10 protein-coding genes are annotated in these 11,530 nt (G+C 64.7%); 6 read left to right on the top strand and 4 right to left on the bottom strand.

Annotated elements, in window-relative coordinates; genetic code table 11:
- Positions 1 to 4 precede the first annotated feature (4 nt).
- The gene (locus U5775_RS09330) at positions 5 to 1,390 is read right to left on the bottom strand and encodes a cytosine permease (RefSeq protein ID WP_322057944.1); all 1,386 of its coding nucleotides are present in this window, start codon (positions 1,388 to 1,390) and stop codon (positions 5 to 7) included.
- A gap of 282 nt (positions 1,391 to 1,672) precedes the next feature.
- The gene (locus U5775_RS09335) at positions 1,673 to 2,533 is read right to left on the bottom strand and encodes a LysR family transcriptional regulator (protein WP_322057844.1); all 861 of its coding nucleotides are present in this window, start codon (positions 2,531 to 2,533) and stop codon (positions 1,673 to 1,675) included.
- 157 nt (positions 2,534 to 2,690) lie between these two features.
- Between U5775_RS09335 and U5775_RS09340 the strand changes: the two genes are divergently transcribed.
- Both U5775_RS09340 and U5775_RS09345 read left to right on the top strand, forming a co-directional pair.
- Complete coding sequence (locus U5775_RS09340; protein ID WP_322057845.1) at positions 2,691 to 4,328, top strand: gamma-glutamyltransferase family protein; 1,638 nt, start codon at positions 2,691 to 2,693, stop codon at positions 4,326 to 4,328.
- Positions 4,329 to 4,492: 164 nt separating this feature from the next.
- Complete coding sequence (locus U5775_RS09345; protein ID WP_322057846.1) at positions 4,493 to 4,738, top strand: hypothetical protein; 246 nt, start codon at positions 4,493 to 4,495, stop codon at positions 4,736 to 4,738.
- 119 nt (positions 4,739 to 4,857) lie between these two features.
- Here the strand turns inward: U5775_RS09345 and U5775_RS09350 are convergent, their stop codons facing one another.
- Complete coding sequence (locus tag U5775_RS09350) at positions 4,858 to 5,991, bottom strand: D-2-hydroxyacid dehydrogenase (RefSeq protein WP_322057847.1); 1,134 nt, start codon at positions 5,989 to 5,991, stop codon at positions 4,858 to 4,860.
- A 187-nt stretch (positions 5,992 to 6,178) separates the two neighbouring features.
- On the opposite strand from U5775_RS09350, the gene U5775_RS09355 reads away from it, so the two are divergent.
- From U5775_RS09355 to U5775_RS09370, 4 genes are all read left to right on the top strand, one after another.
- Positions 6,179 to 7,369, top strand: a complete 1,191-nt coding sequence (locus U5775_RS09355; protein WP_322057848.1) for a CoA transferase — start codon at positions 6,179 to 6,181, stop codon at positions 7,367 to 7,369.
- A gap of 15 nt (positions 7,370 to 7,384) precedes the next feature.
- Entirely contained in the window at positions 7,385 to 8,344 is a 960-nt protein-coding gene (locus U5775_RS09360; RefSeq protein WP_322057849.1) for a hydroxymethylglutaryl-CoA lyase, read from the top strand.
- A 10-nt stretch (positions 8,345 to 8,354) separates the two neighbouring features.
- Positions 8,355 to 8,738 carry a VOC family protein gene (locus U5775_RS09365; protein ID WP_322057850.1) on the top strand — a complete coding sequence of 128 codons (384 nt, stop codon included), beginning with the start codon at positions 8,355 to 8,357 and terminating at the stop codon, positions 8,736 to 8,738.
- A gap of 255 nt (positions 8,739 to 8,993) precedes the next feature.
- Positions 8,994 to 9,893, top strand: a complete 900-nt coding sequence (locus U5775_RS09370) for a LysR family transcriptional regulator (RefSeq protein ID WP_322057851.1) — start codon at positions 8,994 to 8,996, stop codon at positions 9,891 to 9,893.
- A 66-nt stretch (positions 9,894 to 9,959) separates the two neighbouring features.
- On the opposite strand, the gene U5775_RS09375 is transcribed toward U5775_RS09370, so the two are convergent.
- Positions 9,960 to 11,414 (bottom strand): MFS transporter, encoded by a 1,455-nt coding sequence (locus tag U5775_RS09375; protein ID WP_322057852.1) that lies wholly within the window; start codon positions 11,412 to 11,414, stop codon positions 9,960 to 9,962.
- Positions 11,415 to 11,530 lie beyond the last annotated feature (116 nt).

Raw genomic sequence — 11,530 nt, forward strand, 5'->3', positions numbered from 1 at the left:
CGAATTACTCGCGCTCGACCGGCAGAATCAGACGATCGGGAATGGCCTGCGGCGCGCGGCGCATGACGATGTAATAGACCACGCCCGGAACGATGAGCCCGAGAATCCACGAGATATCGGTGCCGCCGAGCGCGTCCACGAACGGGCCCGTGTAGAAGCTCGTGGACATGAACGGCAACTGCACGATTACGCCGAGCACGTAGATGGCGATGGCCTTCACGTTCCAGCGCCCATAGCGCCCGTTGGCGTTGGAGAGCGCGGGCACGTCGTAGCGCGATTGCGTGAAGCAGTAGAAGTCGACGAGATTGATCGCGCTCCACGGCGTGAAGAAGGCCAGCAGGAACAGAATGAACGCCGTGAATTCCTTGAGGAACGAATGGCGTCCCGCGAGCGCGACCAGCGTCGAAAGCCCCACCATGCCGACGATATAGACGAGGCGGTGACGCGTGGAAATCGCGCGCCGCGCGCGAAACGCGCTGACGACCGTGGCCATCGACATGAAGCTGCCATAGGCGTTGAGCGTGGTGACGGTGAGCTTGCCGAACGCGATGCTGAAGTAGAGCATCGCCGCGACTGCGCCGCTCGCGCCCAGGCCGACGATGTAGGCCACTTCATGATGCGCGAACGCGTGCCCGGCGAGCGCCGCGGCGAATACGCCGAACACCATCGCGGCCTGTGCGCCGATCACCGAGCCGAGGCCGACCGCCAGAAACGTCTTCACGGGCGAAGTCGAGCGCGGCAGATAGCGCGAATAGTCCGCGACATAGGGGCCGAAAGCGATTTGCCACGAAGCGGAAAGCGACATGGAAAGCAGGAAGCTCGCGATCGAGAAGTGGCGATTGGCGAGCAGGGCGCCCACGTCGTGATGCGCGAAGAGCTGCGCGAACATGTACACGAACGCGAGCACGCCGATCACGCTCGCAATGCGGCCCACGAAGTGAATCGAGCGGTAGCCGAGTATCGTCAGCACGACGATCAATACCGCGAACAGGCAAATGCCGGTCGTATCGGAAACATCGAGCAACTGGGCGGTGGCCTGGCCCGCAAGCACGGTGCCGCTCGCCGAAAAGCCCACGTACATGACGCACACAAGCGCAATGGGAATGGCGGCGCCGTAGACGCCGAACTGCACGCGGCTGGAGATCATCTGGGGCAGGCCGAGCTGCGGGCCCTGCGCGCCGTGCAAGGCCATGACCGTGCCGCCCACGAGTTGTCCAATCAACAGCGCGACGAGCGACCAGAACACGTCGCCGCCGAGCACGACGGCAAGCGCGCCCGTGATGATCGCGGTGACCTGCAGATTGGCCGAGAGCCACAGCGTGAACTGGCTGAACAGGCTGCCGTGACGTTCCGCGTCGGGAATGTAGTCGATCGAGCGCGTTTCCAGCAACTTATGGCCTTCAGGCTCTAGCTTGGCGACGGATTCGGGAATGGCCACAGCTTGCTCCAGAGTGGATTTGATGATCGGACAGGGCGCCCGCCTGGGCGGACGATGAGATCATCCGATCATCTTGTATAGACAACTTTGGGGAAATTGGGGATTACCCGCGCGCACCGCGTTGGCGGCGCCGGTTTCGTTTCGGAAGTAAATGTGCTGCGGCGTCCAGAGCGCTGCGTGCCTGCTCCGTTGCGAACGAAGCAGGACACGATAGAGAGGATCGCTAACGATTAATCAACGCAGCATTTCCGCGAGCGTATTGAACAGCAGCGTGCGCGGGTTCGATTTACGGTGAATCATGCCCACCGTGCGCATGAACGGGGGATTGCACAGCGGAATCAGCCGCAGGTTCGCATCGTCGTGCCAGTGGCCGTTATGGAGAACCGGCAACACGCTCACGCCCACGTCGTTGCGCACCAGCGAGACGATCGTTTCAATGGAGTTGAGCTCCAGATACTCCTGCGGTTTGATGCCGAGCGTGCGCAAGGCTTCGTCGATAACCCCGCCCGTCGGGACGCGGCGGTCGAAGCGCAGGAAGCTGCGTTCGCGCAGAATGCTGCGTGCGTCACCGCCTGCCGTGGCGCCACTCGCCACCAGCATCAGCGGCTCGGTATAGAGCGGCGTCCACGCGAGCGAGTCGTGCAAGGTGCCGTCCGCGTTGCCGACTACCACGGCGAGATCGACTTCGCCCGCTTCCACCATTTGCGCGAGCTCGGCGGAGCGCGCGGAGGTGAGCCGCACTTCGAGCTCGGGATGTTCGGCCTTCAGATGCGCGACGGCGAGCGAGAGTGCGCCGATCACGGAGACCACGGCGCCCACGATGACCGAGCCGCGGATCGTGTCCTCGGCGCGGGCCGGCAATTCGTCGATCAGTTCGAGAATGCGCTCGACCTTGGCGCAGATTTCCCGGCCCTCGCGCGTCAACGCCACCTGGCGCGCACGGCGGTCGAAGATCTGCCGGCCCAGCGCTTCTTCGAGCCCGCGCATCTGCAGGCTCACGGCCGCCTGCGTGAGCGCCGTCTTTTCCGCGGCGAGCGCGAACGAGCCGCTACGGGCCACGGCCTGGAGGGTACGCAGCATGCGCAGGGAAAGCATGGAAGAAAAATTTAAGTATCGAAAACAAAATATTAATATTTTTTTGCTTGAGCCTTCAAGATAATCGTCATATTGGTGCATCCGTCTTGCGCGTTCGCGTGGCTCGCCGCGCTGCCCGCACGGACTGCGTTTCTCCGCTCATCCAACCGACACCGCCATGACACGCTTTGACTGGCAGAACCCTTACTCGACGCCGCGCCTGCCGGTGTTCGCCCGCAACATCGTCTCGACCTCGCATCCGCTCGCCGCGCAGGCGGGCCTGCGCATGCTCTGGAAGGGCGGCAATGCCGTCGATGCCGCGATCGCGGCCGCAGCGGCCATCACCGTGGTCGAGCCGGTGTCGTGCGGGCTGGGCGGCGACGCGTTCGCGCTCGTCTGGGACGGCGTGCAGTTGCATGGCCTCAATGCCTCGGGCACGGCGCCCGCCGCGTGGAACCCCGATTACTTCCGGCGCAAATACGGCGAGGAAAACGGCCTCGCCAAACAGCCCAAGCGCGGCTGGGACACCGTCACCGTGCCCGGCGTGATCGCCGGCTGGGAAGCGCTGCACGAGAAGTTCGGCACGCTGCCGTTTGCCGATCTGATGGCGCCCGCGATCGAGATTGCCGAGCGCGGCTACGCGCTTGCTTCGATCGTCGCGCGCAAATGGCAGGCGGCCATTCCCGAACTGCACGACCAGCCCGGTTTCGCCGACACGTTCATGCCGCGCGGCCGCGCGCCTGAGGTGAGCGAGCGCGTTTGTTTGCCGGGCCACGCGGCCACCTTGCGGCGGCTCGCCGAACTCGGCCCGCGTGCCTACTACGAAGGCGAAATTGCCGAGCGTATCGCCGCGTTCGCGCGTGAAGGCGGCGCGGCGCTCACGCTCGACGATCTGCGCAACTATCGCGCGCAATGGGTCGAGCCGATTTCGAAGGCGTATCGCGGCTATCGGGTGCACGAGATTCCGCCCAACGGGCAGGGCATTGCGGCGCTCATCGCGCTGGGCATTCTCGAGCAATTCGACGTGGCCTCGTTGCCGCGCGACGGCATCGACTCGCAGCATCTGCAGATCGAGGCCATGAAGCTCGCGTTCGCGGACGTCTATCGCTATGTGTCCGATCCGCGCTCGATGGAAGTGACGCCCGAACAGATGCTCGACGACGCCTATCTCAAGGTGCGCGCGAAACTCATCGACCCGAAGCGCGCTACGCCATTCGATTTCGGCATGCCGCGCTCGGGCGGCACGATCTATCTGTCCGCCGCCGACGAACGCGGCATGATGGTGAGCTTTATTCAGTCCAACTACATGGGCTTCGGCTCGGGCGTGGTGGTGCCGGGGATGGGCATTGCGCTGCAGAATCGCGGCTGTGGATTCTCGATGGACCCGGTCTCGCCCAACGTCGTCGAAGGCGGCAAGCGTCCGTTCCACACGATCATTCCCGCGTTCCTCACGCAGCACGTGGAAGGCCGCGAAGAGGCGGTCATGAGCTTCGGCGTGATGGGCGGCGACATGCAGCCTCAAGGCCATCTGCAGACGGTCGTGCGCATGCTCGATTACGGCCAGCAGCCGCAGGCCGCATGCGATGCGCCGCGCTGGAAAGTGAATCGCGATTTCACGGTCGATATCGAATCGACATTCGACCCCGAGGTGGCTCAAGCGCTGGAGGCGCGGGGCCACGAAATCAAGGGCATCGACGACCCGTATATGGATTTCGGCTCCGGCCAGTTCATCTGGAAGCTCGATCGCAACGATCCCGAGCGCGGCTACGTGGCGGCGAGCGATTCGCGGCGCGACGGGCTGGCTGCGGGCTTTTGATCACGGGCCGGCAACCCTCGCGTTTTTGCTGAACGCAAGTGAAATATTCTTTATGTGGCTCGATTGTCCGCGTCGCTGAATGGATTGCGAAGCAGTGCTATATTCGCGTCCTCATCGCTATTTCGCGATGAAATGTTTACGTTTTGACAGGTAGCGGAGAGTGTATGGCGATCGAATACCGAGGCTTTCAAATCAACGTCGATACGAAAGCAGATGCGACGGACACGCAATGGCTGTGCCGCGCGGACATCACGGGAGCGGAAGAGGAAGTGCGCAATGTTGAATTGCCTTGCGTGGAGCTTTCGTTTCCCAAACTGAAGATCGATGTGCTGATGGTGGTCAGCATGGTCGAGCACAAGGCGCGTCAATCGGTCGATGAATGGTTGGCAGCGCAACCGGCAATGGCCTAAAAGCCAAAGCGTAGTTGGCTTGCAAAGCTGAAAGGCTGAGCGCCATTAAAGGGGCCCTTATAGGGCCCCTTGTCATTTGCGGCGCGGCCCGTTTCCGTAAGGAAACCGCGCCAGAACGATTAATGCGGCCGTACGATATTGCGTGGCTGCCCGGCGTAAAAGCCGGCAATGTTGTCGATCAGCTGATCGGCGAGCGCTTGCGTGGCCTCTTCGCTGGCCCATGCCACGTGAGGCGTGAGAATGAAACCGGGGTGCGCCAGGATCGCGTGAAACGGATGCGTGGCCGGCAGCGGCTCTTCTGAGGCGACGTCGAAACCTGCCCCCGAAATCTGGCCGCACTGCAGCGCTTTTACGAGCGCCACTTCATCCACGAGGCCGCCGCGCGCCGTGTTGATGAGGATTGGGCGGCGTGCCATCCGTGCGAACGCGTCCGCACCGATCAGATGGCGCGTCGCGGGCGTGAGCGGGCAGTGCAGCGAAATGATGTCGCTGTGCGCGAGCAAGGCGTCGAGCGGCATGCGTTCGTTGCGCACGTCCATGCCGCTCTCGTGATCGTTCTGCGCCTTCTGCGTCTTCTGCGTATCGTGAGCGGCGAACACCACGCGTAGCCCCAGCGCGCGCCCCATGATGGCCGTCGCGCGCCCAAGCGCGCCCGCACCGACGATTCCCAGCGTCGAGCCAGCGAGGTTTCGGATCGGAAAATCGAAAAAACAGAACTGACCCGATTCGAGCCAGCGCCCCGCGCGCACGGCTTCCCGATAGGCGAGCAGGCTGCGCCGCAGCGCGAAGATGAGCGCGAATGTGTGTTCCGGCACCGTCTGCATCGCATAGTCGCGAATGTTGCTCACGCTGATGCCGCGCGCCGCACAGGCTTGCAGGTCGACGTTGTCCGTGCCGGTGGCGGCAACCGCGATCATGCGCAACCGCGGGGCCGCCGCGAGCGCCGCGGCCGTAATGGGCGTCTTGTTGGTAATGACGATCTCGGCATCGCCAATGCGTTGCGCGACTTCGGAGGGCGCCGTGCGTTCGAACGTCCGCAGGACATGATCGAACGGGAGGGGGCGTAGCTGCGTTTGCGGTGCAAGCGTGGCGCGGTCGAGGAAGACAATCCGGAGGGGGCGGCGGAGCGGGTCATGGGGAGGCGCGAGAAAAATGAGCGGATCGGAAAAACGCGAAACAAGCGGCGCGCATGGGAAACGGCACACGACGGACGCTGCATTGTGGGACGCGCCACGCCGGTGCGGCTTGCTCATTGCGACACGCCACTTTCCGATGAGGAAATTTGGTGCCTCCGTTTTCGCATCGTGCGTTCTGCGTCATGGCTTGGGGCCGCCCAGCCTTTCCATTTGATCAAGCCAGATTGAGCAACCGTCGATTATCAACGCGCAGGTTCCAGCTCATCATGATGCCCAGAGTCGAAACCACATTCTGGAGACAGCCATGTCACGTCCCCTTACCGGAATCCGCGTTCTGGAGCTCGGGCAGCTCATCGCGGGCCCGTTCGCCGGGAAAATGCTCGCCGAATTCGGTGCCAGCGTCATCAAGGTCGAGCCGCCGGGCAGCGGCGATCCGTTGCGCAAGTGGCGCCTGCTGCACGAAGGCACCTCGGTCTGGTGGGCCGCGCAATCGCGCAACAAGCAGTCGCTCACGCTCGATCTGCGCTCGCCCGAAGGGCAGGACGTGATCCGCCGTCTCGTATCGGAAACGGATGTGCTGATCGAGAATTTTCGTCCCGGCACGCTCGAAGGCTGGGGGCTCGGCTGGGAAGCGCTCAGCGCGATCAATCCGGGGCTCATCATGCTGCGCGTTTCGGGCTACGGACAGACCGGGCCGTATCGCGACCGGCCCGGCTTCGGCGTGGTGGCCGAGGCGATGGGCGGCCTGCGCCATTTGAGCGGCGAGCCAGGGCGTACGCCGGTGCGCGTCGGTATTTCGATCGGCGATTCGCTTTCGGCGCTGCACGGTGTGATCGGCATCCTGCTTGCGCTGCGTCATCGGGAGCAGCACGGCGGCAAGGGCCAGGTCGTGGACGTCGCGCTCTACGAGTCCGTCTTCAACATGATGGAGAGCCTGCTGCCCGAGTATTCAGTGTTCGGTGCGGTGCGTCAGCCGGCCGGCAGCAGCCTGCCCGGCATTGCGCCGAGCAATGCGTACCGCTGCAGCGACGGCAAGTACGCGCTGATCGCGGGCAACGGTGACAGCATCTTCCGCCGCCTGATGGAATTGATCGAGCGTCCGGACCTCGGCAGCGATCCGGCGCTCGCGCAGAACGACGGGCGCGTCGCGCAGGTCGAGCGCATCGACGTGGCGATTGGCGACTGGTGCGCGCGGCACACACTCGACCAGGTGCTCGCCGCGCTCAACGAAGCGCGCATTCCGGCAGGGCGCATCTACGATGTGGCGGACATTGCCGCCGATCCGCACTACCAGGCGCGCGAGATGATCGTCGCGGACACGCTGCCCGACGGCACGCCGGTGAGCGTGCCCGGCATCGTGCCGAAGCTGAACGCCACGCCGGGCGTTATCGAGCACAGCGCGCCCACGCTCGGCGAGCACACGGATGCCGTGCTCGAATCCATCGGCGTGGACGCCGCAACGCGCGACGCATGGCGTGCGCGCGGTGTGATCTGAACGGAGGCGAGTGCAATGACGAACGAGACGAAAAGACTCTACGTGAACGAAGTGGCCACGCGCGACGGTTTCCAGAACGAAGCCGCGTTCATCGATACCGACGACAAGATCGCGCTCATCGATCGACTGAGCGCGTGCGGCTACGCGAAGATCGAGGTGACCTCGTTCACCTCGCCGAAGGCGATACCGGCGCTGCGCGACGCCGAGGCGGTGATGCATGGCATCGCGCGTGCGCCGGGCGTGGTGTATACGGTGCTGGTGCCCAATGTGCGCGGCGCGGAGCGCGCGCTTTCGTGCCACGTGGACGAGGTGAACCTCGTGATGTCGGTGAGCGAAAGCCATAATCGCACGAACCTGCGCATGACCCGCGAGCAATCGTTCGCACAGCTATCCGATGTGATCGAAGCCGTGCGCGGCACTGGCGTGGCCATCAACGTGTCGCTGTCCACGGCGATGGGCTGTCCGATGGAGGGCGACGTGCCCACCGCCACGGTGCTCGAATGGATGCAGCGTTTCGCACAGCGGGGCGTGAACGGCTTTACGCTTTGCGACACGACCGGTATGGCGCATCCGGCTCAGGTGCGTGCGCTGTGCGCGCGTGCGCGCGAAGCGTTCGGCGCGCTGGAACTTACGCTGCATTTCCACAATACGCGCGGCATGGCGCTCGCGAATACGCTCGCGGCGCTCGATGCGGGCATCGTGCGCTTCGACGCCTCGCTCGGTGGCCTGGGCGGTTGCCCCTATGCGCCGGGCGCCACCGGCAATGTCTGTACCGAAGAGCTCGTCCACATGCTCGAACTCGACGGCTACGAAACGGGCGTCGATCTTGCGGCCGTGCTCGAGGCCGCCGCGCGTCTGCCGGTGCTGGTCGGGCACGACGTGCCGAGCCAGATTCTCAAAGCCGGGCGCCGCATGGACCTTCATCCGCTGCCCGCCGGCACGCAGGAACGGCCGGAGCAGCGCGCATTTCTTTAAGGAGCAGAACATGGCACTGATCGATCATCTCGACCATCTGGTGGTGACCTGCGTGGACCCCGAGGCCACGAAGCATTTCTACACCGAGGTGCTGCAGATGCAGTTGGAGACATTCGGCGCGGGGCGGGTCGCGTTTCGCTTCGGCAACCAGAAGATCAATCTGCACGTGCGCGGCGCCGAATTCGAACCGAAAGCCCATGTGCCGGTGCCGGGCGCACTCGATTTGTGCTTCATTGCAGCGGTGCCGCTCGACGACGTGATCGCGCATCTGGGCAAGTTCGGCTGGCCGATTGTCGAAGGGCCGGTCGAGCGCACGGGCGCGACGCAGAAGATCCGCTCGGTCTATGTGCGCGACCCGGATCTGAATCTCATTGAGATCTCGGAGCTGATCTGACGATCCGGCGCGCGGCGTTTCCGATCGGGGAATAACTTTTCCCGTTTTCCTTTCCGGTACGCCGCCGCACCGCGCGGGGCTTGCCGCTTTCGCCATCCGCACAAAGACGCGCCGCGTGCGCGTCTTTTTCATGCTTCGCAGGCCTGCGCTCATTGTGCTGCGCAGCGCAGCGCTCCGCTTCCGCACGCGGCCGGCTACTTTCGCGCGCGTCGCCGATGCCGCACAATGGCCCCTTCAAACTCCCGCCTATCCACCATGGTCAATCCGCTTCATTTCGATCTGCAGTCGCTGCGGGTCTTTCTGCTCGTTGCGGAGCATGGCAGCCTGACCAAAGCGGCCGAGCATGGCCAGCTCACGCTGTCGGCAGTCAGCAAACGCATCGCGGAGCTCGAAAGCGTCACGGACTGCGCGCTTTTCATCCGGCGCGCGCGTGGCGTGGAGCTGACCCCGGCCGGCCTCGCCTTGCTCGATCATGCGACCCGCGTCGTCGATCAGGTCAACCGCATGGCGAACGAAATGGGCGACTACGCCGCCGGCGTGCGCGGGCACGTTCGCATGTGGGCCAATACGTCGGCGATCGTGCAGTTCCTGCCCGTCGATCTCGCCGGCTTTCTCAACGGCCATCCGGGCATCAAGGTCAGTCTCGAAGAACGCCTGAGTCACGAGATTGTGGCCGCGCTCGGCTCGGGCAAGGCCGACATCGGCGTGTTCGCCGACAACGTGCCGGCGCCGGGCATCGAGCGGCGCCTCTACCGGCGCGACGAACTGGTGCTGCTCGTGCCGCAGGGGCATCGCTTCGCGCAGCAGGACGTCATCCGGTTCGCGGATACGCTCGACGAAGACTACGTGGGCCTGAGCGACGGCAGCTCGCTGCTCGCGCGCATGACCGATGCCGCGTTTTCCGTGGAGCGCTCGCTCAAGCTGCGCATCCAGGCGTCGAACTTCGACGGCGTGTGCCGCATGATCGAGGCGGGGCTCGGCATCGGCGTGCTGCCGAGCGATTCGGTCAGCGACGCGCGCGGCAAGATCGGTGTTTCCAAAGTGAAACTAAGCGATGCGTGGGCGACGCGCACGCTCTGGGTCGGCGTGAAGGCGGGCAGTGCGCCGAGCTCCGATATCTTGAGCCTGTTCGATTACATGTCGGAGCGCGGCTGAAATGCGCGAGGGCCGTGGCCGCGCAAGGCGCGGCGCCACGGCCCGTGAAGCATCATGGTGCGCGCATCAGACGGGGTTGATCTCGTCCTGGCTGCGCCGCGTGGTGAGCGGTCCGAGCGTGCGCAGCGTGACGGCGACAATGGCGAGGGCCACCGAGATCACGCCGAACATCGCGAGCGGGCCATGCTGGTTGAGCACGGGCAGCAGAATGAACGGCAGCGCACCGCTCACGAAACGCGAGAGCGAGTAGGTGCTGCCGATGGCCGTCGAGCGCACGCTGGCCGGAAAGATCTCCGCCTGGTAGACGTGGTAGGCGTTGCTGAACACGTTCGACGCGCAGGTGGTCAGGACCCCGAAGCAGATGATCAGGCCGATATGGTTCGAGTAGGCGAAGCCGAGGCCGAACAGCGCGATCGCGACCAGCGAGGCGATCACGAGCGTGCGCCGTTCGATCCAGTTGAGCAGCGGCACGGAGAGCAATGAGCCGATGGGGTAGCCGAGGAACGAGAGCGCGACGAAGAGCGTGCTGCCCGTCACGTCGAAGCCGCGGCTCTTCACCACGACGCCGGCGAGCGTGCCGAAGCCGTAATAGCCGAAGCCCTGGAACAGATGGAAGATCGTGAGCATCAGATAGCGCTTGCCGTACGGCGCGCGGCGCAGCAGCGCGATGCGCTCGCGCAGTTGCAGCGCGTGCTGGTGCTCGCCGGATTCCGCAAAGGCGGCAGGCATCGGCGCGCCCGCGCTTTCGGCGAAGCGGCGCAGCGTGTCGTGCGCTTCCTGCACACGCCCTTGTGCGAGCAGCCAGCGCGGGCTTTCGGGCAGCCGATGCTTGACGGCCAGCACGAAGACGGCGCCCAGGCCGCCGATCGCGAGGATCACGCGCCAGCCCGTGATCGCGCCCACGTGCAGCGGATTGAGCCAGACCGCGAGAAAGCCCACGAGCGGCACGGCCACATACGAAGTGGTATAGGCCCACGCGGCGAGGCGTCCGCGGCGATCCTTCGGCAGGATCTCGGAGAGGTAGCTGTCGGCGACCGGATAGATCGCACCCACGCCTACGCCCGTGAGAAAGCGGCAGGCCACGAGCATGATGGCATTGACCGAGAACGCGCCGACGAGCGAGAACGCGCTGTACCAGACGAGCGTGAGCAGGAACGCGCGGCGTCGCCCGATGCGGTCCGCGAGACTGCCGAGGCAGAGCGAGCCGAAGAACATGCCGATGAACGCCGAAGCGAGCAACAGCTTGAACGCGGTGCTATGGCCGTCGAGGCCATATTCGTTTTGCAGCGCCGAGCCGATCGAGCTGACGAGAAAAATCTCGTACATGTCGAAGAACAGCCCGATGCCCACGACCCACACCACGAAGCGATGCAGCGCGCCGACGGGCATATCGTCCATGAAGCGGCTGAGCGTCGTTGCCTGCTGCGGGCGGTTGAGCGCTTCGCGCCGGGCCGCGCCGGGCGCAGCGGGCGAACTGTCGTGGGCTGCGGACCCGCCCAGATCCAGGGGTTGGCTGTTCATCGTGTCTCCTGTCGGCCGCGCCTCGCGCTTCGGCGCTCGCCGCGGTCCCATGCAAGGCTTGTAGGAATGCCGTGGCTATGCCGACGGTCGATCTCGTCCCGAGCGCCGGGCCGGTG

This window comes from Paraburkholderia sp. J63 (assembly GCF_905220245.1).
Lineage (GTDB): Bacteria > Pseudomonadota > Gammaproteobacteria > Burkholderiales > Burkholderiaceae > Paraburkholderia.